The organism is Pseudomonas sp. RT6P73 (genome assembly GCF_054897715.1).
On sequence record NZ_JBUBUV010000002.1, the window covers coordinates 6,619,069 to 6,643,915 of the forward strand.

35 protein-coding genes are annotated in these 24,847 nt (G+C 55.9%); 32 read left to right on the forward strand and 3 right to left on the reverse strand.

Annotated elements, in window-relative coordinates; translation table 11 throughout:
* The first annotated feature begins 85 nt into the window (after positions 1-85).
* From rpsJ to bfr, 30 genes are all read left to right on the forward strand, one after another.
* Complete coding sequence (gene rpsJ / locus ACYZT6_RS30420) at positions 86-397, forward strand: 30S ribosomal protein S10 (RefSeq protein ID WP_003186070.1); 312 nt, start codon at positions 86-88, stop codon at positions 395-397.
* A gap of 80 nt (positions 398-477) precedes the next feature.
* Entirely contained in the window at positions 478-1,113 is a 636-nt protein-coding gene (gene rplC, locus ACYZT6_RS30425; RefSeq protein ID WP_003186059.1) for a 50S ribosomal protein L3, read from the forward strand.
* Positions 1,114-1,125: 12 nt separating this feature from the next.
* Positions 1,126-1,728 (forward strand): 50S ribosomal protein L4, encoded by a 603-nt coding sequence (gene rplD / locus ACYZT6_RS30430; RefSeq protein ID WP_007896707.1) that lies wholly within the window; start codon positions 1,126-1,128, stop codon positions 1,726-1,728.
* Entirely contained in the window at positions 1,725-2,024 is a 300-nt protein-coding gene (gene rplW, locus ACYZT6_RS30435; RefSeq protein WP_002555488.1) for a 50S ribosomal protein L23, read from the forward strand. Before rplD ends, rplW begins: the two co-directional genes overlap by 4 nt.
* Before the next feature lie 14 nt (positions 2,025-2,038).
* Entirely contained in the window at positions 2,039-2,863 is an 825-nt protein-coding gene (gene rplB, locus ACYZT6_RS30440; RefSeq protein ID WP_003176423.1) for a 50S ribosomal protein L2, read from the forward strand.
* A 16-nt stretch (positions 2,864-2,879) separates the two neighbouring features.
* On the forward strand, positions 2,880-3,155 hold the full coding sequence (gene rpsS, locus ACYZT6_RS30445) for a 30S ribosomal protein S19 (RefSeq protein WP_002555486.1): 276 nt from the start codon (positions 2,880-2,882) through the stop codon (positions 3,153-3,155).
* A gap of 13 nt (positions 3,156-3,168) precedes the next feature.
* Positions 3,169-3,501, forward strand: coding sequence for a 50S ribosomal protein L22 (gene rplV, locus ACYZT6_RS30450; RefSeq protein ID WP_003103908.1), 333 nt, complete (start codon positions 3,169-3,171; stop codon positions 3,499-3,501).
* Positions 3,502-3,514: 13 nt separating this feature from the next.
* Entirely contained in the window at positions 3,515-4,201 is a 687-nt protein-coding gene (gene rpsC, locus ACYZT6_RS30455; protein WP_003176422.1) for a 30S ribosomal protein S3, read from the forward strand.
* A 12-nt stretch (positions 4,202-4,213) separates the two neighbouring features.
* On the forward strand, positions 4,214-4,627 hold the full coding sequence (rplP, locus tag ACYZT6_RS30460) for a 50S ribosomal protein L16 (RefSeq protein WP_008145497.1): 414 nt from the start codon (positions 4,214-4,216) through the stop codon (positions 4,625-4,627).
* Positions 4,627-4,818, forward strand: coding sequence for a 50S ribosomal protein L29 (rpmC, locus tag ACYZT6_RS30465; RefSeq protein ID WP_002555481.1), 192 nt, complete (start codon positions 4,627-4,629; stop codon positions 4,816-4,818). The genes rplP and rpmC overlap by 1 nt, the downstream gene beginning before the upstream one ends.
* 2 nt (positions 4,819-4,820) lie before the next feature.
* On the forward strand, positions 4,821-5,087 hold the full coding sequence (rpsQ, locus tag ACYZT6_RS30470) for a 30S ribosomal protein S17 (protein WP_003176419.1): 267 nt from the start codon (positions 4,821-4,823) through the stop codon (positions 5,085-5,087).
* Between the two features lie 23 nt (positions 5,088-5,110).
* On the forward strand, positions 5,111-5,479 hold the full coding sequence (rplN, locus tag ACYZT6_RS30475; RefSeq protein ID WP_002555479.1) for a 50S ribosomal protein L14: 369 nt from the start codon (positions 5,111-5,113) through the stop codon (positions 5,477-5,479).
* Between the two features lie 11 nt (positions 5,480-5,490).
* A complete protein-coding gene (gene rplX / locus ACYZT6_RS30480) occupies positions 5,491-5,805 on the forward strand; it encodes a 50S ribosomal protein L24 (protein WP_003176416.1) in 315 nt (104 codons plus the stop codon).
* Positions 5,806-5,827: 22 nt separating this feature from the next.
* Complete coding sequence (gene rplE, locus ACYZT6_RS30485) at positions 5,828-6,367, forward strand: 50S ribosomal protein L5 (protein WP_003176415.1); 540 nt, start codon at positions 5,828-5,830, stop codon at positions 6,365-6,367.
* Between the two features lie 13 nt (positions 6,368-6,380).
* On the forward strand, positions 6,381-6,686 hold the full coding sequence (gene rpsN, locus ACYZT6_RS30490) for a 30S ribosomal protein S14 (protein ID WP_003176414.1): 306 nt from the start codon (positions 6,381-6,383) through the stop codon (positions 6,684-6,686).
* A gap of 209 nt (positions 6,687-6,895) precedes the next feature.
* Entirely contained in the window at positions 6,896-7,288 is a 393-nt protein-coding gene (gene rpsH / locus ACYZT6_RS30495) for a 30S ribosomal protein S8 (protein WP_003186040.1), read from the forward strand.
* Positions 7,289-7,300: 12 nt separating this feature from the next.
* Positions 7,301-7,834 (forward strand): 50S ribosomal protein L6, encoded by a 534-nt coding sequence (gene rplF / locus ACYZT6_RS30500; RefSeq protein WP_003176412.1) that lies wholly within the window; start codon positions 7,301-7,303, stop codon positions 7,832-7,834.
* Between the two features lie 10 nt (positions 7,835-7,844).
* Positions 7,845-8,195, forward strand: coding sequence for a 50S ribosomal protein L18 (rplR, locus tag ACYZT6_RS30505; RefSeq protein WP_003186037.1), 351 nt, complete (start codon positions 7,845-7,847; stop codon positions 8,193-8,195).
* Positions 8,196-8,198: 3 nt separating this feature from the next.
* Complete coding sequence (gene rpsE, locus ACYZT6_RS30510) at positions 8,199-8,699, forward strand: 30S ribosomal protein S5 (protein ID WP_007943782.1); 501 nt, start codon at positions 8,199-8,201, stop codon at positions 8,697-8,699.
* A gap of 2 nt (positions 8,700-8,701) precedes the next feature.
* Entirely contained in the window at positions 8,702-8,878 is a 177-nt protein-coding gene (gene rpmD / locus ACYZT6_RS30515; RefSeq protein WP_003186033.1) for a 50S ribosomal protein L30, read from the forward strand.
* 3 nt (positions 8,879-8,881) lie between these two features.
* Entirely contained in the window at positions 8,882-9,319 is a 438-nt protein-coding gene (gene rplO, locus ACYZT6_RS30520; RefSeq protein ID WP_007896782.1) for a 50S ribosomal protein L15, read from the forward strand.
* Complete coding sequence (secY, locus tag ACYZT6_RS30525) at positions 9,320-10,648, forward strand: preprotein translocase subunit SecY (protein ID WP_150595170.1); 1,329 nt, start codon at positions 9,320-9,322, stop codon at positions 10,646-10,648. It abuts the gene before it with no gap.
* Between the two features lie 27 nt (positions 10,649-10,675).
* Positions 10,676-10,792 (forward strand): 50S ribosomal protein L36, encoded by a 117-nt coding sequence (gene rpmJ / locus ACYZT6_RS30530; RefSeq protein WP_002555468.1) that lies wholly within the window; start codon positions 10,676-10,678, stop codon positions 10,790-10,792.
* 130 nt (positions 10,793-10,922) lie between these two features.
* On the forward strand, positions 10,923-11,279 hold the full coding sequence (gene rpsM, locus ACYZT6_RS30535; protein ID WP_003186020.1) for a 30S ribosomal protein S13: 357 nt from the start codon (positions 10,923-10,925) through the stop codon (positions 11,277-11,279).
* Positions 11,280-11,309: 30 nt separating this feature from the next.
* Complete coding sequence (gene rpsK, locus ACYZT6_RS30540) at positions 11,310-11,699, forward strand: 30S ribosomal protein S11 (RefSeq protein ID WP_002555466.1); 390 nt, start codon at positions 11,310-11,312, stop codon at positions 11,697-11,699.
* A gap of 18 nt (positions 11,700-11,717) precedes the next feature.
* Positions 11,718-12,338 (forward strand): 30S ribosomal protein S4, encoded by a 621-nt coding sequence (gene rpsD / locus ACYZT6_RS30545; protein ID WP_003210056.1) that lies wholly within the window; start codon positions 11,718-11,720, stop codon positions 12,336-12,338.
* A 22-nt stretch (positions 12,339-12,360) separates the two neighbouring features.
* On the forward strand, positions 12,361-13,362 hold the full coding sequence (locus ACYZT6_RS30550; protein ID WP_003186012.1) for a DNA-directed RNA polymerase subunit alpha: 1,002 nt from the start codon (positions 12,361-12,363) through the stop codon (positions 13,360-13,362).
* Between the two features lie 42 nt (positions 13,363-13,404).
* Positions 13,405-13,791, forward strand: a complete 387-nt coding sequence (rplQ, locus tag ACYZT6_RS30555; RefSeq protein ID WP_008145500.1) for a 50S ribosomal protein L17 — start codon at positions 13,405-13,407, stop codon at positions 13,789-13,791.
* A gap of 242 nt (positions 13,792-14,033) precedes the next feature.
* A complete protein-coding gene (locus ACYZT6_RS30560) occupies positions 14,034-15,488 on the forward strand; it encodes a catalase (protein WP_462029814.1) in 1,455 nt (484 codons plus the stop codon).
* A 149-nt stretch (positions 15,489-15,637) separates the two neighbouring features.
* The gene (gene bfr, locus ACYZT6_RS30565) at positions 15,638-16,102 is read left to right on the forward strand and encodes a bacterioferritin (RefSeq protein ID WP_007943775.1); all 465 of its coding nucleotides are present in this window, start codon (positions 15,638-15,640) and stop codon (positions 16,100-16,102) included.
* A gap of 65 nt (positions 16,103-16,167) precedes the next feature.
* Here the strand turns inward: bfr and uvrA are convergent, their stop codons facing one another.
* Positions 16,168-19,002: an excinuclease ABC subunit UvrA gene (uvrA, locus tag ACYZT6_RS30570; RefSeq protein WP_462029815.1), complete on the reverse strand. Its 2,835-nt coding sequence runs from the start codon at positions 19,000-19,002 to the stop codon at positions 16,168-16,170.
* A gap of 191 nt (positions 19,003-19,193) precedes the next feature.
* Here uvrA and ACYZT6_RS30575 point away from each other — a divergent pair, with 191 nt between their 5' ends.
* Both ACYZT6_RS30575 and ACYZT6_RS30580 read left to right on the forward strand, forming a co-directional pair.
* On the forward strand, positions 19,194-20,591 hold the full coding sequence (locus ACYZT6_RS30575; protein WP_462029816.1) for an MFS transporter: 1,398 nt from the start codon (positions 19,194-19,196) through the stop codon (positions 20,589-20,591).
* A gap of 9 nt (positions 20,592-20,600) precedes the next feature.
* Positions 20,601-21,134: a single-stranded DNA-binding protein gene (locus ACYZT6_RS30580; RefSeq protein WP_462029817.1), complete on the forward strand. Its 534-nt coding sequence runs from the start codon at positions 20,601-20,603 to the stop codon at positions 21,132-21,134.
* A 185-nt stretch (positions 21,135-21,319) separates the two neighbouring features.
* On the opposite strand, the gene ACYZT6_RS30585 is transcribed toward ACYZT6_RS30580, so the two are convergent.
* Together ACYZT6_RS30585 and ACYZT6_RS30590 are read right to left on the reverse strand one after the other, a co-directional pair.
* Entirely contained in the window at positions 21,320-23,524 is a 2,205-nt protein-coding gene (locus ACYZT6_RS30585; protein WP_462029818.1) for an OsmC domain/YcaO domain-containing protein, read from the reverse strand.
* Positions 23,525-23,681: 157 nt separating this feature from the next.
* Positions 23,682-24,839: a glutathionylspermidine synthase family protein gene (locus ACYZT6_RS30590; protein WP_462029819.1), complete on the reverse strand. Its 1,158-nt coding sequence runs from the start codon at positions 24,837-24,839 to the stop codon at positions 23,682-23,684.
* Positions 24,840-24,847: the final 8 nt, after the last annotated feature.

Sequence of the window (24,847 nt, forward strand, 5' to 3'; positions counted from 1 at the left end):
CCTATATGGGGCGTCTATAGAATTGCGCCTCCTTTTAACGGGCGTATTGCGCTCGGTGGGAATAGCAGCCGGAGTCTGAAATCCAATGCAAAATCAGCAAATCCGTATCAGGTTGAAGGCTTTTGACCATCGCCTGATCGACCAATCCACCCAGGAAATCGTGGAAACCGCGAAACGTACTGGTGCTCAAGTGCGTGGTCCAATTCCACTGCCTACCCGTAAAGAGCGGTTCACCGTTCTGGTCTCCCCGCACGTCAACAAAGACGCGCGCGACCAGTACGAGATCCGTACTCATAAGCGCGTTCTGGACATCGTCCAGCCAACGGATAAAACCGTTGATGCTCTTATGAAGCTTGATCTTGCGGCCGGTGTGGAAGTACAGATCAGCCTCGGCTAAGACTCGGTCTTAGTCGTGTAACGCTCTGAAATGGGCGGCCATAGCGGGTGAAAGCCCCGTACACTCATGAGGTTTACAACATGACTATTGGTGTAGTCGGTCGTAAATGCGGTATGACCCGTATTTTCACCGAAGAAGGTGTCTCCATTCCGGTCACGGTCATTGAGATCGAGCCGAATCGCGTCACCCAGTTCAAAACTGAAGAGACCGATGGCTATCGTGCAGTGCAAGTCACTGTAGGCGAGCGTCGTGCTTCGCGTGTTACAGCTGCTCAAGCTGGCCACTTCGCTAAAGCGAACGTTGCCGCTGGTCGTACCGTAATGGAATTCCGCCTTGAAGAAGGCGAGTACCAGGCCGGCGATCTGATCAACGCTGAAATCTTCGCCGCTGGTCAACTGGTTGATGTAACCGGTCAGTCCAAGGGTAAAGGCTTCCAGGGTACGATCAAGCGTTGGAACTTCCGCGGGCAAGATAATACCCACGGTAACTCCGTGTCCCACCGCGTTCCAGGCTCTATCGGCCAGTGCCAGACTCCTGGTCGTGTATTCAAGGGCAAAAAAATGTCCGGTCATATGGGCGCTGAGCGCGTGACCGTGCAGTCCCTCGAAGTAGTGCGCGTGGACGCTGAACGCAATCTGTTGTTGGTCAAGGGCGCTGTTCCTGGCGCTACTGGCGGCAACTTGGTTGTACGTCCAGCAGCCAAGGCTCGCGGTTAAGGGGAAGCTGACATGCAATTAAATGTAAATGACGCTCAAGCGATCGAAGTTTCCGAACTGACATTTGGCGGCGAATTCAACGAGACGCTGGTTCACCAAGCAGTCGTGGCCTACATGGCCGGCGGCCGTCAAGGTAGCAAGCAGCAAAAGACCCGTTCCGACGTTCGTGGTGGCGGTAAGCGCCCATGGCGTCAGAAAGGTACTGGCCGTGCTCGTGCCGGTACTATCCGTAGCCCAATCTGGCGTGGCGGCGGTACCACTTTCGCAGCTCGTCCTCAGGATCACACCCAGAAGCTGAACAAGAAGATGTATCGCGCAGCAATGCGTTCCATCCTTGCTGAGCTGGTGCGTACTGATCGTCTGGTTGTGGTTCAGGACTTCGCTGTTGATGCACCGAAGACCAAAGATCTGCTGAACAAACTGACCGGCATGGGCCTGACTGACGTCTTGATCGTGTCTGAAGTAGTTGATCAGAACCTGTACCTGGCTGCTCGCAACCTGCCACACGTTGATGTACGTGACGTGCAAGGTTCCGATCCAGTTAGTCTGATCGCATACGACAAGGTGTTGATCACCGTGTCGGCCGTGAAGAAATTCGAGGAGCTGCTGGGATGAACCAGGAACGCGTATTTAAAGTTCTGCTTGGCCCGCACGTTTCCGAGAAGGCTACGGTTCTGGCTGACAAGAAAGGCCAGTTCGTTTTCAAGGTTGCAACTGACGCAACCAAGCTGGAAATCAAGAAGGCCGTCGAAAGCCTGTTCAGCGTGAAAGTAGAGCGTGTTACTACCCTGAATGTTCTGGGTAAGAGCAAGCGCACTGCTCGCGGTCTGGGCAAGCGTAATGACTGGAAGAAGGCAGTTATCTCCCTTCAGCCAGGCCAAGATCTCGATTTCAGCAGCAGTGCTGAGTAAGGAAGGGGTGCATCATGGCAATCGTTAAATGCAAACCGACTTCCCCTGGCCGCCGTTTTGTGGTCAAGGTGGTCAACCAGGAGCTGCATAAAGGCGCTCCTCACGCACCGCTGCTCGAGAAAAAATCGAAGACTGGTGGTCGTAACAACAATGGTCGCATTACCACTCGTCACATCGGTGGTGGCCATAAGCAGCATTATCGTCTGGTTGATTTCCGTCGCAACGACAAAGATGGCATCTCTGCCACTGTCGAGCGTATTGAATACGATCCAAACCGTACTGCTCACATCGCTCTGCTGCTGTACGCAGATGGCGAGCGTCGCTACATCATCGCCCCTAAAGGCGTGAGTGCTGGTGACCAGCTGATCGCAGGTGCTTTGGCGCCGATCAAGCCGGGCAACGCTCTGCAACTGCGTAACATTCCAGTTGGTAGCACCGTACACGGCATCGAATTGAAGCCAGGTAAAGGCGCGCAAATCGCTCGTTCCGCTGGTGCTTCGGCTCAGCTGATCGCTCGTGAAGGTGTCTACGTGACCCTGCGTCTGCGTTCTGGTGAGATGCGTAAAGTGCTGGCTGAATGCCGCGCGACCCTGGGTGAAGTCTCGAACTCCGAGCACAGCCTGCGTTCGCTGGGTAAAGCTGGTGCCAAACGCTGGCGTGGCGTTCGCCCAACCGTTCGTGGTGTTGCCATGAACCCGGTTGACCACCCACATGGTGGTGGTGAAGGTCGTACCTCTGGTGGTCGTCATCCGGTATCGCCATGGGGCTTCCCGACTAAGGGCGCGAAGACTCGTGGTAATAAGCGTACCGACAAAATGATCGTCCGTCGTCGCAAGTAAATAGAGGGATACGACAGTGCCACGTTCTCTGAAAAAAGGTCCTTTTATTGATCTTCACCTACTGAAGAAGATCGAAGTGGCGGCGGAAAAGAACGATCGCAAACCAGTTAAAACCTGGTCGCGTCGTTCGATGATCCTGCCACAAATGGTCGGTTTGACCATTGCTGTGCATAACGGTCGTCAACATGTTCCAGTTCTCGTGAACGAAGACATGGTCGGCCACAAACTAGGCGAGTTTGCCGGTACCCGCACATATCGTGGGCACGTGGCAGACAAGAAAGCCAAGCGTTAAGGGGTAAGGAACGATGGAAGTAGCCGCTAAGTTGTCGGGCGCTCGAATCTCCGCCCAGAAAGCCCGCTTGGTCGCCGACCAGATCCGCGGGAAGAAGGTGGGCGAAGCGCTCAACCTGTTGGCTTTCAGCAGTAAGAAAGCCGCCGAGATCATGAAGAAAGTGCTGGAGTCGGCCGTAGCCAACGCCGAGCATAACGAAGGCGCAGACGTTGATGACCTTAAAGTCAGCACCGTTTTCGTCAACGAAGGGCGTTCGCTGAAGCGAATCATGCCACGTGCCAAAGGCCGTGCTGATCGCATCGTCAAGCGGTCTTGCCATATCACTGTCAAGGTTGCTGACAAGTAACGGAGTCGAAGAGATGGGTCAGAAAGTACATCCCATTGGCATTCGCCTGGGAATCGTCAAGGAGCACACCTCCGTCTGGTACGCAGACGGTCGGACTTATGCGGACTATTTGTTCGCTGATCTGAAGGTGCGCGAGTATCTCCAAGACAAACTAAAAAGCGCGTCCGTAAGCCGTATCGATATCCATCGTCCGGCTCAAACTGCACGTATCACCATCCACACCGCTCGTCCAGGTATCGTTATCGGGAAGAAAGGTGAAGATGTTGAGAAACTGCGTCAGGACCTGACCAAGCAAATGGGTGTGCCTGTGCACATCAATATCGAAGAGATCCGCAAGCCGGAGCTTGACGGTATGCTGGTTGCGCAGAGCGTAGCTCAGCAGCTGGAGCGTCGCGTAATGTTCCGTCGCGCTATGAAGCGCGCTGTTCAGAACGCCATGCGCATTGGTGCCAAAGGCATCAAAATCCAAGTGAGCGGTCGTCTCGGCGGTGCTGAAATCGCACGTACTGAATGGTATCGCGAAGGTCGTGTGCCACTGCACACCCTGCGTGCCGACATCGACTATGCCAACTACGAAGCTCACACCACTTACGGTGTGATCGGTGTAAAGGTTTGGATCTTCAAAGGCGAAGTAATTGGTGGTCGCCAAGAAGAACTGAAACCACAAGCACCAGCGCCTCGTAAAAAAGCTGCTAAGTAAGGGGTACGCCAAATGTTGCAACCAAAGCGTACGAAGTTCCGCAAGCAGATGACAGGCCACAACCGTGGTCTGGCTCAGCGCGGTAGCAAAGTCAGCTTCGGCGAGTTCGCGCTGAAGTCTGTAGCTCGTGGTCGTCTCACCGCTCGTCAGATCGAGTCAGCGCGTCGTGCTCTGACCCGTCACGTTAAACGTGGCGGCAAGATCTGGATCCGTGTATTCCCGGACAAGCCTATTTCCAAAAAGCCACTCGAAGTTCGGATGGGTAAAGGTAAGGGTAGTGTGGAGTACTGGGTTGCCCAGATTCAGCCAGGCAAAGTCCTGTATGAAATCGAGGGTGTTACTGAAGAGCTGGCGCGTGAGGCTTTTGCCCTGGCTGCTGCAAAGCTGCCGCTCGCCACCGCCTTTGTTAAACGGACGGTGATGTGATGAAAGCGAATGAACTTCGTGAAAAATCCGCACAGCAGCTGAACGAGCAACTGCTCGGCTTGCTGCGCGACCAGTTCAATCTGCGTATGCAGAAAGCAACTGGCCAGTTGGGGCAGTCTCATCTGCTCTCGCAAGTTAAGCGTGACATCGCTCGCGTGAAGACTGTGCTCAACCAGCAGGCAGGTAAGTAATCATGGCTGAAGCCGAAAAAACTGTCCGTACGCTGACTGGCCGTGTTGTCAGCGACAAGATGGACAAAACCATCACCGTTCTGATCGAGCGTCGCGTTAAGCACCCGATCTACGGTAAATACGTTAAGCGTTCGACTAAGCTGCACGCGCACGACGAAACCAATCAGTGCCACATCGGCGACAAAGTCACTATTCGTGAAACTCGTCCTTTGGCCAAGACCAAGTCTTGGGCGCTGGTTGATGTTCTCGAACGCGCTGTGGAAGTCTAAGGACTAGGGGTCGGAGAAATTATATGATTCAGACTCAATCCATGCTCGATGTGGCCGATAACAGCGGCGCTCGCCGCGTTATGTGCATCAAGGTGCTGGGTGGCTCCCATCGTCGTTACGCTGGTATCGGTGACATCATCAAAGTTACCGTGAAGGAAGCAATTCCTCGCGGTAAAGTGAAAAAAGGCCAAGTGATGACTGCTGTTGTAGTCCGCACTCGTCACGGCGTACGTCGTGCTGATGGTTCCATTATCCGCTTTGATGGCAACGCTGCTGTTCTTCTGAACAACAAGCAAGAGCCGATCGGCACCCGTATCTTTGGGCCAGTGACCCGTGAACTTCGTACTGAGAAGTTCATGAAGATCGTCTCGCTCGCCCCAGAAGTGCTGTAAGGAGATCCGACATGCAAAAGATTCGTCGTGACGACGAGATCATCGTGATCGCCGGCAAAGACAAAGGTAAGCGCGGTAAGGTGCTTAAGGTTCTCGCTAATAACCGTCTGGTTATCGGTGGTCTGAACCTGGTTAAGCGTCATACCAAGCCTAACCCGATGTCGGGCGTACAAGGCGGTATCGTCGAAAAAGAAGCTCCACTGGACGCTTCTAACGTCGCCATTTTCAACGGCGAAACCAACAAGGCTGATCGCGTTGGTTTCAAAGTAGAAGACGGCAAGAAAATTCGTGTCTTCAAGTCGACCCAAAAAGCGGTTGATGCTTGAACACTGCTAGGTAGATGAGACCATGGCACGACTAAAAGAGATTTACTGGAAAGAAATCGCACCGAAGCTTAAGGAAGAACTTAAGCTTTCGAACGTGATGGAAGTTCCACGCGTTACAAAAATCACCCTGAACATGGGTCTGGGCGAAGCGGTCGGTGACAAGAAAGTCATCGAGCACGCTGTTGCCGACCTGGAAAAGATCACCGGTCAGAAAGTCGTTGTGACTTACGCTCGGAAATCCATCGCTGGCTTTAAAGTCCGTGAAGGTTGGCCGATCGGCGTCAAAGTGACTCTGCGCCGTGAGCGTATGTACGAATTCCTGGATCGTCTGCTGTCGATCTCCCTGCCTCGGGTTCGCGACTTCCGCGGCCTGAATGCCAAGTCCTTCGATGGTCGTGGTAACTACAGCATGGGCGTTAAAGAGCAGATCATCTTCCCGGAAATCGACTACGACAAGATCGATGCTCTCCGCGGTCTGGACATTACCCTGACCACCACTGCCAAGAACGATGATGAAGGTCGCGCGCTGCTGCGTGCTTTCAAATTCCCGTTCCGCAACTGATTGGAGTAGGAAAATGGCCAAGATGAGCATGAAAAACCGCGAGCTGAAGCGTCAGCTCACGGTTGCCAAGTACGCCAAAAAGCGTGCAGCACTGAAAGCTATCATCGTTGATCTGAACGCAAGTCCAGAAGCGCGTTGGGAAGCTACAGTAGCTCTGCAGAAGCAGCCACGTGACGCAAGCGCTTCGCGCATGCGTAACCGCTGCCGCCTGACCGGTCGTCCACACGGCGTTTACCGCAAGTTCGGCCTCGGCCGTAACAAACTGCGTGAAGCTGCAATGCGTGGTGACGTACCTGGTCTGGTTAAAGCCAGCTGGTAAGCACTATCAAAGTCTCGGTGCTCGGGATCGCGAGATCCTGACCATCGGTGACCTTGAACTTGAATCAAGCCCCTTTTGGGGCTTGATTCATTTGTGGGGTGTGTCTAGAATACCCGGCTCGCCTGAGCCCGTGCTTTTTCCGCACGGATGTCCTCGGCGACAAGTAGTAGCCGCAAGGCTAATTTTTTTGTATTAGGAGCGTCTAGCCCATGAGTATGCAGGACCCGTTAGCGGACATGCTAACTCGAATCCGTAATGCCCAGATGGCTGAAAAGTCCGTCGTAAGCATGCCATCTTCTACTTTGAAGGTAGCTGTTGCCAAAGTCCTGAAGGACGAAGGTTACATTGCGGGTTATCAGATCAGCAGCGAAATCAAACCACTGCTGTCCATCGAGCTGAAGTACTTCGAAGGCCGTCCGGTCATCGAGGAAGTGAAGCGCGTTAGCCGTCCAGGCCTGCGTCAGTACAAGTCCGTCGATGATCTGCCAAAAGTTCGTGGCGGTCTCGGTGTGTCTATCGTCTCCACCAACAAAGGTGTGATGACGGATCGTGCTGCGCGCGCTGCCGGTGTCGGCGGCGAAGTTCTTTGCACTGTGTTCTAAGGGGGGATAAGCATGTCACGCGTCGCTAAGAACCCCGTTAAGCTGCCAGCCGGTGTCGAAGTAAAATTCGCAGGCCAACAGCTTTCGGTGAAGGGTGCCAAGGGCACTCTCGAACTGAACATCCATTCGTCCGTTGAGATCGTTGAAGAAGCTGGTGAGCTGCGTTTCGCTGCTCGCAATGGCGATCAACAAACTCGCGCAATGGCTGGTACCACTCGTGCGTTGGTAAACAACATGGTCCAAGGCGTAAGCCAAGGCTTCGAGCGTAAGCTCCAGCTGGTCGGTGTTGGTTACAAAGCGCAAGCAAAAGGCACAGTGCTGAACCTGGCTCTTGGCTTCTCGCACCCAGTGGATTATGAACTGCCGGAAGGCATCACCGCTGAGACTCCTAGCCAGACCGATATCCTGATCAAGGGCATCGATAAGCAGCTGGTAGGTCAAGTGGCCGCCGAGATCCGCGACTTCCGTCCACCAGAGCCGTACAAAGGCAAAGGTGTGCGCTACGCGGACGAAGTCGTCCGTCGTAAAGAAGCCAAGAAGAAGTAGGGCATAGCAAATGACCGACAAAAAAGTTACTCGACTGCGTCGCGCTCGCAAAGCACGCCTGAAAATGCACGAACTCGAAGTCGTGCGTCTCTGCGTGTTCCGCTCGTCGCAGCACATCTACGCCCAGGTCATTTCGGCCGACGGCAACAAAGTCCTGGCATCTGCCTCGACTTTGGATAAAGAACTGCGTGATGGCGCCACTGGCAACATCGACGCGGCCACTAAGGTTGGCCAGCTGGTCGCTACGCGTGCTAAAGCCGCTGGCGTCTCGCAGGTGGCTTTCGACCGCTCTGGCTTCAAGTACCACGGCCGCGTCAAGGCGCTGGCTGATGCTGCTCGTGAAGCTGGGCTGGAGTTCTAAGTTATGTCAAATAACGACCAAAAGCGCGACGAAGGCTACATTGAGAAGCTGGTTCAAGTTAACCGCGTAGCCAAAACCGTAAAAGGCGGCCGTATCTTCACTTTCACCGCGTTGACCGTGGTTGGTGATGGTAAAGGGCGTGTTGGCTTCGGCCGTGGCAAGTCACGTGAAGTGCCTGCTGCGATCCAGAAGGCAATGGAAGCTGCTCGTCGCAACATGATCCAAGTTGATCTGAACGGCACCACTCTGCAGTACGCAATGAAGTCCGGTCACGGCGCTTCGAAGGTGTACATGCAGCCTGCTTCTGAAGGTACCGGTATCATCGCTGGCGGCGCTATGCGTGCTGTCCTCGAAGTTGCTGGCGTTCAGAACGTTCTGGCCAAGTGCTACGGCTCGACTAACCCAGTAAACGTGGTTCACGCCACTTTCAAAGGTTTGAAAGCTATGCAGTCTCCTGAATCCATTGCCGCCAAGCGTGGCAAAAGCGTCAAGGAGATCTTCTGATCATGGCTACCGTTAAAGTTACGCTGATCAAAAGCATGACCGGCCGCATCCCTAACCACAAACTGTGCGTTAAGGGTCTGGGTCTGCGTCGCATCGGTCACACTGTAGAAGTGCTTGATACTCCCGAGAATCGCGGGATGATCAACAAGGCTTACTACATGCTGCGTGTCGAGGGTTAATCGATGAAACTCAATGATCTGAGTCCAGCGCCGGGTTCCCGTCGCGAAAAGCATCGTCCGGGCCGTGGTATCGGTAGTGGTTTGGGCAAGACCGGTGGCCGTGGCCACAAAGGTCAGTCCTCCCGCTCCGGTGGCACCATTGCTCCAGGCTTTGAAGGCGGTCAACAGCCGCTGCATCGTCGCCTGCCGAAATTCGGTTTCGTTTCCCTGAAAGCCATGGACCGCGCAGAAGTGCGTTTGTCCGAGCTGGCTAAAGTGGAAGGCGACATCGTCACCGTGCAGTCCCTGAAAGATGCCAACGTGATCAACGTCAACGTACAGCGTGTGAAAATCATGCTGTCCGGCGAAGTTACTCGCGCTGTGACCATCGGAAAGGGAATCGGCGCCACCAAAGGTGCGCGTGCGGCTATCGAAGCAGCTGGCGGCAAGTTCGAGGAATAAATGGCTAAGCAAGGTGCTCTCTCTGCGCTCGGCAAAGGCGGTATGTCTGAACTCTGGGCTCGTCTGCGTTTTCTGTTCCTGGCGATTATCGTCTACCGAATAGGCGCACACATCCCGGTTCCAGGTATCAACCCGGACCGACTCGCGGAACTGTTTCGACAGAATGAGGGGACCATTCTTAGCTTGTTCAACATGTTTTCCGGCGGCGCGCTGGAACGGATGAGCATCTTTGCACTGGGGATCATGCCGTACATTTCGGCATCGATCATCATGCAGCTGATGACCGCCGTCAGCCCGCAGTTGGAGCAGTTGAAGAAGGAAGGTGAAGCTGGGCGTCGCAAGATTGCCCAGTACACCCGCTACGGCACTGTCGTCCTCGCTCTCGTTCAGGCAATTGGCATGTCCATTGGTCTGGCGGGGCAGGGCGTATCGTTCACTGGTGACTTTGGCTTCCATTTCGTCGCGGTATCCACTTTTGTGGCTGGTGCGATGTTCATGATGTGGCTGGGTGAGCAGATTACTGAGCGTGGTGTTGGCAACGGTATCTCGATGTTGATTTTCGCAGGTATCGTCGCCGGTCTTCCGAGAGCGATCGGGCAGTCTTTCGAGTCTGCGCGTCAGGGTGACATCAACATTTTCGCCCTGGTTGCGATCGGTTTGCTGGCAGTAGCGATTATCGGTTTTGTGGTGTTCATTGAGCGTGGTCAGCGTCGTATTGCTGTTCACTACGCCAAGCGTCAGCAGGGCCGCAAGGTCTTCGCTGCGCAGACTAGCCACTTGCCGCTGAAGGTGAACATGGCCGGTGTTATTCCGGCTATTTTCGCGAGCAGCATTTTGCTGTTCCCGGCTTCGTTGGGTACCTGGTTCGGCCAGTCTGAAGGTATGGGCTGGTTGCAGGACATCTCGCAGTCGATCGCTCCTGGTCAGCCGTTGAATATTCTGCTGTTTAGTGCAGGGATTATTTTCTTCTGCTTCTTCTATACGGCGTTGATGTTCAATCCGAAAGACGTAGCGGAAAACCTGAAGAAGTCCGGTGCCTTTATTCCGGGCATCCGTCCAGGCGAGCAGTCGGCGCGCTACATTGATGGCGTTCTGACCCGTTTGACCCTGTTCGGTGCTCTATATATGACGGCCGTGTGTCTGTTGCCCCAGTTCCTGGTGGTTGCGGCAAACGTACCGTTCTACCTTGGCGGGACCTCGTTGCTGATCGTCGTCGTGGTTGTGATGGACTTCATGTCCCAAGTACAATCGCACCTCGTTTCGCACCAGTACGAATCCCTGATGAAGAAAGCCAACCTGAAGGGTTACGGCAGCGGCATGTTGCGCTGAGTACCCATAAGGTTCGAGGAGTTGGTGATGAAAGTTCGTGCATCGGTGAAAAAGCTGTGCCGTAACTGCAAAATTATTCGCCGCGAAGGTGTTGTTCGAGTAATTTGCAGCGCGGAACCGCGTCACAAACAGCGCCAAGGCTGAGTGTGATTGTGCTTCAAGCCCGGTAGCTAGTGCGCTACCGGGTTGATTATTTGTTATTACAGCGATATTATCTCGCGCCCTATTTCTTGGCTTCCGGGGCGTAGGTAGCTGTCAATTGGAGTCCCACTGAATGGCCCGTATTGCAGGCGTTAACATTCCAGATAACAAGCATACTGTTATCTCGCTGACCTACATCTATGGTGTTGGTCGCACTACTGCGCAGAAGATCTGTGCAGTGACTGGGGTAAACCCAGCCGCAAAGATCAAGGATCTGAGCGACGAGCAGATTGAACAGCTGCGTGGCGAAGTGGCGAAGTTCACCACTGAAGGTGACCTGCGTCGCGAAATCAACATGAAAATCAAGCGTTTGATGGACCTCGGTTGCTATCGCGGTCTGCGTCATCGTCGTGGTCTTCCAGTACGCGGTCAGCGTACCAAGACTAACGCGCGTACCCGTAAAGGTCCGCGTAAGCCGATCCGCAAGTAATCGCCCCAGCGAATCGACAGGAAATTAATCATGGCTAAACCTGCTGCTCGTCCTCGTAAAAAAGTTAAAAAGACAGTGGTTGATGGCATTGCCCACATCCATGCTTCTTTTAACAACACAATCGTGACCATCACCGACCGTCAAGGCAACGCTCTTTCCTGGGCTACCTCCGGTGGTTCGGGTTTCCGCGGTTCCCGCAAGTCCACCCCGTTTGCTGCTCAAGTAGCTGCTGAACGTGCTGGTCAAGCTGCGCTGGAATACGGCCTGAAAAACCTCGACGTTAACGTCAAAGGTCCAGGCCCAGGTCGTGAATCTGCAGTCCGCGCTTTGAACGGCTGTGGCTACAAGATCGCCAGCATCACCGACGTGACGCCAATCCCGCACAACGGGTGCCGTCCGCCGAAGAAGCGCCGCGTGTAATCCAGGAGATTGTAAAGAATGGCTCGTTACATTGGTCCAAAATGCAAACTCGCTCGTCGCGAAGGCACCGATCTCTTTTTGAAGAGCGGCGTGCGCGCGATCGAATCGAAGTGCAACATCGAAGCAGCCCCTGGTATCCACGGCCAACGCCGCGGTCGCCAGTCCGATTACGGCACCCAACTGCGTGAAAAGCAGAAGGTCCGTCGTATCTACGGCGTTCTCGAGCGTCAATTCAGCGGCTACTACAAAGAAGCTGCTGGCAAGAAAGGTGCAACCGGTGAAAACCTGCTGCAACTGCTCGAATGCCGTCTGGACAACGTTGTATACCGTATGGGTTTTGGCTCTACTCGTGCCGAATCCCGTCAGCTGGTATCGCACAAATCCGTCAGCGTTAACGGTCAGACCGTAAACGTACCGTCCTACCAGGTTCGTGCTGGTGACGTGGTCGCGATTCGCGAGAAAGCAAAGAACCAACTTCGCATTGTCCAAGCTCTCGATCTGTGTGCCCAACGTGGCCGCGTAGAATGGGTAGAAGTAGACACTGAGAAGAAGTCGGGCGTTTTCAAGAACGTTCCTGCTCGCAGTGATCTGTCCGCCGACATCAACGAAAGCCTGATTGTCGAGCTCTACTCCAAGTAAGGGCTAGAAAATAGGTGCATCCATGCAGATTTCGGTAAATGAGTTCCTGACACCCCGCCATATTGATGTGCAGGTTGTCAGTCCAACCCGCGCCAAGATCACTCTCGAGCCTCTCGAGCGTGGTTTCGGCCACACCCTGGGCAACGCGCTGCGACGCATCCTGTTGTCCTCAATGCCCGGCTGTGCAGTAGTCGAGGCCGAGATTGACGGTGTGCTCCATGAGTACAGCGCCATCGAAGGCGTACAGGAAGACGTAATTGAAATCCTGTTGAACCTTAAAGGTCTGGCTATCAAGCTGCACGGTCGTGACGAAGTTACGCTGACCTTGTCGAAGAAGGGTTCGGGGGTGGTTACCGCTGCCGATATTCAGCTGGATCATGATGTCGAGATCGTTAACCCCGATCACGTAATCGCTAACCTGGCGTCTAACGGCGCCCTGAACATGAAGCTCACCGTAGCTCGTGGTCGTGGTTATGAACCGGCAGACTCGCGTCAGAGCGATGAAGACGAAAGCCGCAGCATCGGTCGCTTGCAGCTTGACTCTTCGTTCAGCCCGGTTCGCCGTATCGCATACGTGGTGGAAAACGCCCGTGTCGAGCAGCGTACTAACCTGGACAAGCTGGTTATTGATCTGGAAACCAACGGTACTCTGGATCCTGAAGAGGCTATCCGCCGCGCTGCAACCATTCTGCAACAGCAGTTGGCTGCGTTCGTCGACCTCAAAGGTGACAGTGAGCCAGTGGTTGTTGAGCAGGAAGACGAGATCGATCCGATCCTGCTTCGCCCGGTTGACGATCTGGAACTGACTGTACGTTCGGCTAACTGCCTTAAGGCGGAAAACATCTACTACATCGGTGACCTGATTCAGCGTACCGAAGTAGAGCTGTTGAAGACTCCGAACCTTGGCAAGAAATCCTTGACTGAAATCAAGGACGTTCTGGCCTCCCGCGGTCTGTCCCTCGGCATGCGCCTCGACAACTGGCCGCCTGCAAGTCTTAAGAAGGACGACAAGGCGACTGCCTGATCGTCGTAATCACCGAACGTTGTGTTTGGTAAGGAATGAACCATGCGTCATCGTAAAAGTGGTCGTCACCTGAGCCGCACTAGCTCGCACCGCAAGGCCATGTTTCAAAACATGGCAGTGTCGCTGTTCGAGCACGAGCTGATCAAAACTACACTGCCAAAAGCTAAAGAACTGCGTCGCGTTGCTGAGCCGCTGATCACTTTGGCCAAGACAGACAGCCTGGCTAACCGCCGTCTGGCTTTCGACCGTACTCGTTCGAAAGCTATCGTTGGTAAGCTCTTCAACGACCTGGGCAAGCGTTACGCTACCCGTGAGGGTGGCTACCTGCGCATCCTCAAGTGCGGTTTCCGCACTGGCGACAACGCGCCGATGGCGTACGTCGAGTTGGTTGATCGTCCTGCCGGTGGTGAAGCTGTATCCGCTGAGTAAGACGTCAGTCTGAAACGAAAAACCGGGCCTAGTGCCCGGTTTTTTGTGTCTGAAATAAACCTATGCCTGATTGTTCGTGCGTACACATCATTTATGTCGTCATCCTCCGAAAGGGAGGAGTCGTTAGTAATTTTCTATTGATGATCACGAGTTAATGAATTAGTCGGTGTAACGTTCGTGATCAATACTCCCTCTCAGCCGATTAGCCGGCAAGTTAAAGACTGACAGAGGAAGTAGAACGCATGAGCCAAAATAAAACGCTTACCACCGCCAGTGGCGCTCCTGTAGCCGACAACCAGAATTCCCGTTCCGCCGGCCCTCGTGGCCCGCTGCTGCTCGACGACTTCCACCTGATCGAGAAGCTTGCCCACTTCAACCGTGAGAACATCCCTGAGCGCCGTGTACATGCCAAAGGCTCGGGTGCTTACGGTACGTTTACCGTTACTCGCGACATCACTGAATACACCAGCGCCAAACTGTTTGAGTCGGTCGGCAAGCAAACTCCGACATTCCTGCGGTTTTCCACTGTCGGTGGCGAACGTGGTTCGGCCGACACTGAGCGCGATCCCCGCGGCTTTGCCCTGAAGTTCTACACCGAAGAAGGTAACTGGGACATCGTCGGCAACAACACGCCAGTGTTCTTCATCCGTGATCCGCTGAAATTCCCGGACTTCATCCACACCCAAAAGCGTCTGCCACAAAGCAATCTGAAAAGCGCGCAGATGATGTGGGATTTCTGGTCGCACTCGCCTGAGGCGCTGCATCAGGTCACCATTCTGTTCTCCGACCGCGGCATTCCTGACGGCTATCGTCACATGCACGGCTTCGGCAGCCACACCTACAGCCTGATCAACGCCAATGGCGAGCCGCACTGGGTGAAGTGGCACTACAAGACCCAGCAAGGGATCAAGAACCTGGCGCCTGCAGACGCGGCACGATTGGCTGGTACTGATCCGGATTACGCGCAGCGTGACCTGTTCGGGGCGATTGAGCGCGGTGACTTCCCGAAATGGCGTGTGTGCATCCAGATCATGACCGAGGCCCAGGCCGCGGCGCACTACGAGAATCCGTTCGATGTGACCAAAACCTGGTCGCAGAAAGAGTTTCCGCTGATCGAGGTGGGCGAGCTGGAGCTCAACCGCAATCCGCAGAACTACTTCGCTGAAGTCGAACAAGCGGCATTCGGTCCGAGCAACATGGTCCCGGGTGTTGGTCTGTCGCCGGATCGCATGCTCCAGGGTCGCGTGTTTGCTTACGCTGACGCTCACCGCTACCGCATTGGCACCAACCATCAACAACTGCCGGTGAATGCGCCTCGCAGTCCGGTGAATAGCTACCAGCGCGATGGTTCGATGGCGTTCGGCAGCAATGGCGGTGCGGCACCTAACTATGAGCCGAACAGCTACGTCGAGTCGCCAAAACAAGCGCCTCGCTTTGCTGAGCCACCTTTGGCATTGAGCGGCGCCGCTGATCGTTACGATCATCGCGAAGACACCGACTACTACAGCCACGCCGGTGCTCTGTTCCGACTCATGAGCGGCGAGCAGAAAACCCTGTTGGTCAATAACATTGCCGGCGCGATGGCTGGTGTTTCCAGTGATGTGGTTGATCGCCAGTTGCAGCATTTCTACAAGGCTGACCCGGCGTATGGAGAAGCAATCGCAAAGGCACTCAACGTACAGCTTAACGAAGTCTAAACGAGAAGCAGAACCGCCCTCATTTGGGCGGTTTTTGCGTTATTTGAACTACTTTTCTCAGAATATCTTCGCTTTTATCGCGCAAACGAAGTGACCAAACAGTCCCCTTGGTTCAAACTACAGACTTTCAAGCAGGGAGATGTAGGGCGATGCAAGGCCACCCAGACGTAATCGATTACCTCAACACGTTGCTGACCGGCGAACTGGCCGCGCGTGACCAATATTTCGTTCACTCGCGGATGTATGAGGACTGGGGATTCACCAAGCTCTACGAACGAATCAACCACGAGATGGAAGAAGAAGCAGGGCACGCCGATGCCCTGATGCGTCGTATCCTGATGCTGGAGGGCACGCCGCGCATGCGTCCGGACGATCTCGATGTCGGTACTACGGTGCCTGACATGCTCGCCGCCGACCTGCGCCTGGAATACAAAGTCCGCGCTGCACTTTGCAAGGGCATCAAGCTCTGCGAGCAGCACAAGGACTATGTCAGCCGCGAGATGCTGCGGGTTCAATTGCATGACACCGAAGAAGACCACACCTACTGGCTTGAGAAGCAGATGGGTCTGATCAAATTGATCGGTCTTGAGAACTACCTGCAATCCCACGCCTGATTGCTCCCGATAGAAAAAAGCCCCTGTCACCGATAAAGTGACAGGGGCTTTTTCATGGGCCTGAATCAGTCCCTGTCGCGAGCCAGTAACGGCTTGAGGTAGAAGCCAGTGTGAGACTGCTTCATCTCGGACACTTCCTCCGGCGTACCGACGGCAATGATCTGTCCGCCCTTGGAGCCGCCTTCCGGCCCCAGGTCCACCAGCCAGTCGGCCGTCTTGATCACATCCAGGTTGTGTTCGATTACCACCACGGTGTTGCCGTGGTCACGAAGGCGATGCAGTACGTCCAGCAATTGCTGAATATCCGCGAAGTGCAAACCCGTGGTGGGTTCATCGAGGATGTACAGCGTCTTGCCTGTATCGCGCTTGGACAGCTCGCGGGACAGTTTCACCCGCTGGGCTTCGCCCCCCGACAGCGTCGTCGCAGATTGCCCCAGCTTGATGTAGGACAGACCCACATCCATCAACGTCTGAAGCTTGCGTGCTAGCGCGGGAACCGCATCGAAGAACACCCGCGCTTCCTCGATGGTCATCTCGAGGGTTTCGTGGATGTTCTTGCCCTTGTACTTGATCTCCAGAGTCTCGCGGTTGTAGCGCTTGCTCTTACAGACGTCGCACGGGACATAGATATCCGGCAGGAAGTGCATTTCCACCTTGATCAGGCCATCGCCCTGGCACGCTTCGCAGCGTCCACCCTTCACGTTGAAGGAGAAGCGCCCTGGGCCGTAACCGCGTGAACGGGACTCAGGTACACCGGCGAACAATTCACGAATCGGCGTGAACAGCCCGGTGTAGGTTGCCGGGTTGGAGCGCGGCGTACGGCCGATCGGGCTTTGGTCGATATCAACGACCTTGTCCAGATGCTCCAGGCCCTTGATGCTGTCGTGAGCGGCCGCCTCAAGCGTCGTGGCACCGTTGAGTGCGGTAGCGCTCAAAGGAAACAGCGTGTTGTTGATCAGCGTCGACTTGCCCGAGCCCGATACACCGGTCACACACGTCAACAAACCAATTGGAATATCCAGGTCGACATTGCGCAAGTTGTTGCCGCGAGCGCCCTTGAGGGACAGCGACAGCTTTTTGTTACGCGGTGTGCGTTTGGCTGGAACGGCAATCTTCACCCGACCAGACAGGTATTTACCGGTCAACGAATCAGGGTGAGCCATGACCTCGGCCGGCGTACCTTCCGCGACAATATGCCCGCCGTGGACACCTGCGCCCGGACCGATATCGACTACATAATCCGCCAGGCGAATCGCATCTTCGTCGTGCTCGACCACGATCACCGTGTTGCCGATGTCACGCAGGTGCTTGAGCGTGCCGAGCAACCGATCGTTATCACGTTGATGCAGACCAATCGACGGCTCGTCGAGGATGTACAGAACCCCCACCAGGCCGGCGCCAATCTGACTGGCCAAGCGAATCCGCTGAGCTTCACCACCGGACAATGTGTCGGCACTGCGATCCAGCGAAAGATAGTCGAGCCCCACGTTGACCAGAAACTGCAGGCGCTCGCGAATTTCCTTGAGAATCTTGTCGGCAATTTCGCCGCGGCGTCCCGTGAGCTTCAGCACGCCGAAATACTCACAGGCATCACCAATCGGCAGATTGGTTACCGCCGGCAGCGTCTTTTCACCCACCCAAACGTGCCGCGCCTCACGACGCAAGCGCGTGCCACGGCAATCCGGGCAAGGCTGGGTGCTGAGGAACTTGGCCAGCTCTTCACGCACCGAAGCCGACTCGGTTTCGCGGTAGCGGCGTTCCAGGTTCGGCACGATGCCTTCGAACGGGTGCGAGCGTTTGACGATATCGCCGCGGTCGTTCAGGTATTTGAAGTCGACGTTCTGCGAGCCACTGCCGTGCAGTATGTATTTCTGCTGATCGGCCGGCAGGTCGTTGAACGGCACTTCGAGGCTGAACTTGTAGTGCGAAGCCAGCGAGCCAAGCATCTGGAAGTAATAGACGTTGCGCCTGTCCCACCCGCGAATTGCACCCTCGGCCAACGTCAGCTCGCCGTTCACAAGGCGCTTGATGTCGAAGAACTGCTTGACCCCCAGACCATCACACGTCGGGCAAGCGCCGGCCGGGTTGTTGAAGGAGAACAGCTTGGGTTCCAGTTCGCTGATGGCATGGCCGCAAATCGGGCAAGCGAAGCGCGCGGAGAAGATGATCTCTTCGCCGGGCTCGTCGTCCATCGGCGCGACCAGAGCAATGCCGTCCGCCAGCTTCAGCGCGGTCTCGAACGACTCGGCCAGGCGCTGTTGCAGGTCGGCGCGGACCTTGAAGCGATCGACGACGACATCGATCGAGTGCTTCTTCTGTTTATCCAGCTTCGGCAACTCGTCCAGCTCGCAGAGCCGGCCATTGACTCGGGCTCGCACAAAACCCTGGGCGCGCAGCTCTTCGAAGACCGACAGGTGTTCGCCTTTGCGCTCGCGAATCACCGGGGCCAGCAGCATAAGTTTGCTGCCCTCCGGCTGGGCGAGGACCAGGTCGACCATCTGGCTGACGGTCTGCGCTTCCAGCGGAATGTCGTGATCCGGGCAGCGAGGAATACCAACGCGAGCGTAAAGCAGGCGCAGGTAGTCGTAGATTTCGGTGATGGTGCCGACTGTCGAGCGCGGGTTGTGCGAGGTCGACTTCTGTTCGATGGAAATGGCTGGCGACAAACCTTCGATGGTGTCGACGTCAGGTTTTTCCATCATCGACAAAAACTGCCGGGCATAAGCCGACAGCGATTCGACGTAGCGGCGCTGGCCTTCGGCATACAGCGTGTCGAATGCCAGGGACGATTTGCCGGATCCGGACAGGCCGGTGATGACGATCAGTTTGTCCCGTGGCAGGGTCAGGTCGATGTTCTTCAGGTTGTGGGTTCGGGCCCCACGAATCAGGATCTTGTCCAAAGTGGCCTCGCTTGGCGGGCGTCGAAAACGTAGGAGTATACGGCCAAATACTGGATGGATGCACACTATCAAACGAGCGGGTTGATGTCTTACATGAAGAGTCTGTCAGCGGAGCGCGTCAAAGCGTCGCGATATACCCCGTCAATCGATGGGACTGGTAGAATCGCCGCCGGTTCACATGAGGTTTTTCCATGCACGATCCCCACAGCGAACGCATGAGTGGCAGTGAGACCCGCGCAGCAAGCGGTCTGGCCCTCGTGTTCGCCTTCCGTATGCTTGGCATGTTCATGGTGTTGCCGGTACTGGCGACCTATGGGATGGACCTGGCAGGAGCGACCCCGGCCCTCATCGGGCTGGCGATCGGCGCTTACGGCCTGACCCAGGCGATCTTCCAGATTCCTTTCGGCTTCATCTCCGACCGCATCGGCCGTCGTCCGGTAATTTACCTGGGGCTGATCATCTTCGCCCTCGGCAGCGTGCTGGCCGCCAATGCCGATTCGATCTGGGGCGTGATCGCCGGGCGAATCCTCCAAGGCGCCGGAGCGATTTCCGCGGCGGTGATGGCTCTGCTGTCCGACCTGACCCGCGAACAGCATCGAACCAAAGCCATGGCCATGATCGGCATGACGATTGGTCTGTCGTTCGCTGTCGCCATGGTTGTAGGACCATTGCTGACCCGCGCCTTCGGCCTTTCCGGGTTGTTCCTCGCCACGGGCGGCATGGCGCTGTTCGGCATCGTGATCGTGATGTTCATGGTGCCGCGTTCCACCGGGCCGTTGCAGCACCGTGAATCCGGTGTCGCGCGTTCGGCGCTGATACCGACGCTCAAGCATCCGGACCTGCTGCGCCTGGACCTGGGGATTTTTGTGTTGCACGCGATGTTAATGTCGAGCTTCGTTGCATTGCCCCTGGCCCTGGTCGAAAAAGCCGGGCTGCCCAAAGAACAGCACTGGTGGGTCTACCTCACAGCGCTGCTGATCTCCTTCTTCGCCATGATCCCGTTCATTATCTACGGCGAGAAAAAACGCAAAATGAAACGAGTTTTATTGGGCGCGGTGCTGACGCTGATGCTCACTGAGCTATTCTTCTGGCAGTTCGGCGATAGCTTGCGGGCTCTGGTGATTGGCACCGTGGTGTTCTTTACCGCGTTCAATCTGCTGGAAGCTTCGTTGCCATCGTTGATCAGCAAGGTTTCACCGGCAGGCGGCAAAGGCACGGCGATGGGGGTTTATTCCACCAGCCAGTTCCTCGGTTCGGCGCTGGGCGGGATCCTCGGCGGCTGGATGTTCCAGCACGGCGGTTTGTCGGTTGTGTTCTTGGGATGTGCCGGGCTGGCTGCACTTTGGCTAGCCTTTGCTGTTACCATGCGGGAACCTCCGTACGTGACGAGCCTGCGCTTGCCGTTGTCGCCCGAAGCGATTCGTGAAGCTGGCCTGATCGAGCGCCTCAAGGCCGTCGTTGGAGTAACCGATGCAATCGTGGTTGCCGATGAAGCGGCGATTTACATCAAACTGGACACCGAATTATTGGATCGCACTACCCTCGAGCGTCTGGTGAACAACCCGGCCGCGACAGCGTGCGAAGCCTAGGAGAACGTTATGGCCCGTGGGGTTAACAAAGTCATATTGGTCGGCACTTGCGGCCAGGATCCCGAAGTTCGCTACTTGCCTAACGGTAACGCCGTGACCAACCTGAGTCTGGCGACCAGCGAACAGTGGACCGACAAGCAAACCGGTCAGAAGGTCGAGAAGACCGAATGGCACCGTGTTTCGATGTTCGGCAAGGTTGCCGAGATCGCCGGCGAATACCTGCGTAAAGGTTCGCAGGTCTACATCGAAGGCAAGCTGCAGACCCGCGAGTGGGAAAAAGACGGTATCAAGCGTTACACCACCGAAATCGTGGTCGACATGCAAGGCACCATGCAACTGCTCGGCGGCCGTCCACAGCAGGGCGACCAACAAGGCGGGGGCAATAACTATCAGCAGTCCTCTCCGGCCCCACGCCAGCAGGCTCCGCGTCCGCAGCAGTCGGCACCGCAGCAATCGGCTCCGCAACAGTCGCGTCCAGCACCACAGCAGGCTCCGCAACCGGCTCCGGATTTCGACAGCTTCGATGACGATATCCCGTTCTAGGATATGGCTTAGGCCTTTGTAAGGTTTAGCCTCGAAACCCCCGATCGGTCCTCTGGACTGGTCGGGGGTTTTCTTTTGCACGCTGTTTTGTAGGAGCCGGCTTGCTGGCGATTGCGGCAACGCGGTTAATCAGGCGAACCGCGTTATCGTTCATCGCCAGCAAGCCGGCTCCTACAGAATTGCGGTTAACGGGATGACGTGGTTACGGCTGCCCGCGCCGAGTGCAGTTTCTTGTAGCTATCGATCAAGCGCAGGTGTCTATCGAGCCCTTCCAGTTTCATGCTGGTCGGCGTCAAGCCATAGAAGCGCACGCTGCCGTCCACTGAGCCGATCGCTGCATCCGTCCGCTCGCTGCCAAACATCCGGCGGAAGTTGGCCTCGTAGTCTTCCAGTTCCAGGTCTTCGTCCAGCTTCATCTCCAGCACCACATTGACTGCCTGGTAGAACAAGCCACGCTCAACCGTGTTGTCGTTGTATTGCAGGAACATTTCCACTGCCTCTTTCGCCTCTTCATATTGTTGCAAGGCGAGATAAATCAGCAGCTTCAACTCCAGGATCGTCAGCTGACCCCAGGCGGTATTGTCGTCAAACTCGATGCCGATCAAGCTGGTGATGTCGGTGTAGTCGTCCAGCTCGCTTTCCACCAGACGTTCAACCAGCGCTTGCAGTTCCTCTTCGTCCAGGCGATGCAGGTTCAGGATATCGGCGCGGAAGAACAGCGCTTTGTTGGTGTTATCCCAGATCAGATCGTCCGCGGGATAGATTTCCGAATAGTCTGGCACCAGGATGCGGCAGGCCGTCGCGCCGATATGCTCGTAGACTGCCATGTAAACTTCTTTGCCCATGCCTTTGAGAATGCCGAACAAGGTCGCGGCTTCGTCGGTATTCGAGTTTTCACCCTGGCCGGAGAAGTCCCACTCCACGAATTCGTAATCGGACTTGGAGCTAAAGAAGCGCCATGACACCACGCCGCTGGAGTCGATAAAGTGCTCGACGAAGTTATTCGGCTCGGTCACTGCATGACCTTCAAACGTCGGCTGGGGCAAGTCGTTGAGGCCTTCGAAGCTGCGGCCCTGGAGCAATTCTGTCAGGCTGCGCTCCAGCGCCACTTCCAGGCTCGGGTGCGCGCCGAACGAGGCGAACACACCGCCGGTACGCGGGTTCATCAGCGTGACGCACATCACCGGGAATTCACCACCCAGGGACGCATCCTTCACCAACACGGGGAACCCTTGCTCTTCCAGCGCCTGAATACCGGCCAGTATCCCGGGGTACTTCGCCAGCACATCGGCCGGCACATCCGGCAGGGCAAATTCACCTTCGATGATTTCGCGTTTGACCGCGCGCTCGAAGATCTCCGACAGGCACTGCACCTGGGCTTCGGCCAGGGTGTTGCCGGCACTCATACCGTTGCTCAGGAACAGGTTTTCAATCAGGTTGGACGGGAAATACACCACCTCGCCGTCTGACTGACGCACGTACGGCAGCGAGCAGATGCCGCGCTCTTCATTGCCCGAATTAGTATCGATCAGATGGGAGCCACGCAGCTCGCCGTCGCGGTTGTAAATCTTCAGGCAGTACGCGTCGAGAATTTCCGCCGGCAGTGCATCTTTACGGCCAGGCTTGAACCAGCGTTCGTCCGGGTAATGCACAAACGGCGCGTTGGCGATGTCTTCGCCCCAGAACTGGTCGTTGTAGAAGAAGTTACAGTTCAGTCGCTCGATAAACTCGCCCAACGCCGACGCCAAAGCGCCTTCCTTGGTCGCACCCTTGCCGTTGGTGAAGCACATCGGCGAGTGCGCATCGCGGATATGCAGCGACCAGACATTGGGCACGATATTGCGCCACGAGGCGATTTCGATCTTCATGCCCAGGTCCGCCAGAATGGCCGACATATTGGCGATGGTTTGCTCCAGCGGCAGATCCTTGCCCGCTATGTAAGTGCTCGCCTCTGAACTGGACGCCGGCATCAGCAACGCCTGGGCATCGGCGTCGAGGTTTTCCACTTCTTCGATCACAAACTCAGGCCCGGCTTGCACCACTTTTTTCACGGTGCAGCGGTCGATGGAACGCAGGATGCCCTGGCGGTCCTTGTCGGAAATGTCCGCCGGCAACTCGACCTGGATCTTGAAAATCTGGTTGTAACGGTTTTCCGGGTCAACAATGTTGTTCTGCGACAGCCGGATATTATCGGTGGGGATATTGCGTGTGCTGCAGTACAACTTCACAAAGTAGGCGGCACACAACGCCGACGACGCCAGGAAGTAGTCGAACGGACCCGGTGCCGAGCCATCGCCCTTGTAGCGGATTGGTTGATCGGCCACCACCGTGAAGTCATCGAACTTGGCTTCAAGCCGAAGGTTGTCGAGAAAGTTGACCTTGATTTCCATGGGGGATTACCAGAATAACGGCTAGACGATTTGGCCGCCATTATCCGGCTTTTCAGCGGTAAGTCTTGTGGTTGTCTGGTTCTCGATCAGGTTTACACCTGTTTCGCCCCAATGCCCGATGCACGGCACCGGGCTTTTTTAGTGGGATGACGAAGGGTCAGTCGAGTATCAGGTGCGGCAAGAACCGACTCGAATCCTTGGTGATCAAGCTGTTGTCCTCACGCACGCCGATACCGGCCGCCTGATCTCCGATCACCCAGGAACCGATCAGCGTATAGCTGTCGCCAAACTTCGGCAGTGGCGCGAATTCCTGAAGGATAAACGGCGCATCGGTGTAGGGGCCGTCCTCTTTCACGATCAGACCGTCAGCCGTTTGCAGCTCGATGTTGGCGCCTTCCCGGGAGAAGAACGGCTTGCGCACCCAACCCTTGGGCACTGCTTTGTTCGGATCGGTATCCAGGTGGGCCGCGAGCAGGTTCGGGTGACCTTTGTTGAACTCCCACAACAGCGGCAGGATGCCTTTGTTGGAGATGATGGACTTCCACGCAGGCTCGAAAAACTGCGTATCACTCTGGGCAATCGCTGCACCAAAGGGCTCGTGGAAGATGAACTCCCAGGCGTGCAGCTTGAACAGGTGCGGAATCCAGCGATCCTCAAGGTCCACGAAACGCCCGTCACTGGTCAGGCCGATGTCTTCAATGTCGATGTGGCGTGATTCGATGCCGACCTTTTCCGCCACCAGCCGCAGGTAATCGGTGGTGCCCTTGTCTTCGACCGAGTCTTTCATCGAGGCGAAGTAGAAAGGCTGTTTGAGCTGCAATTGAGCGAAGGCCTGATGCAGCTTGGTGTCGATGCTGTTGAACTGGTCGGCATGCTTGGGCAGCAAGCCGCGTTCGATGCATTGCTCCAGCCAGCCCCACTGAAACGCAGCGGCCTCATACAGGCTGGTCGGCGTGTCGTAGTTGAGTTCCAGCAACTTGGCGGGGCCGGTGCCGTTGTAGGAGAAGTCCATGCGCCCGTACAAGTGCGGGTGACCTTCGAGCCATGAGGTGCGAACCATGTCGAAGAAGGGCGCGGGTATGCTCAGGCGCTGCAGCAGCTCCTCGCTCTGAACCACGCGGGCCACCAGGTCCATGCACATCTCATGGATCTCGGTGGTCGGGTCTTCGAGATCGTTCTCGATTTGCTTGAGCGAGAACTGGTAATACGCGCTCTCGTCCCAGTAGGGTTCGTCGTCGATGGTATGGAACAGAAAGCCGAGACCCTCGGCCGTCTGTTTCCAGTCAGGACGCTCTGCGCAATGGATTTTCTTCATGACCCGTT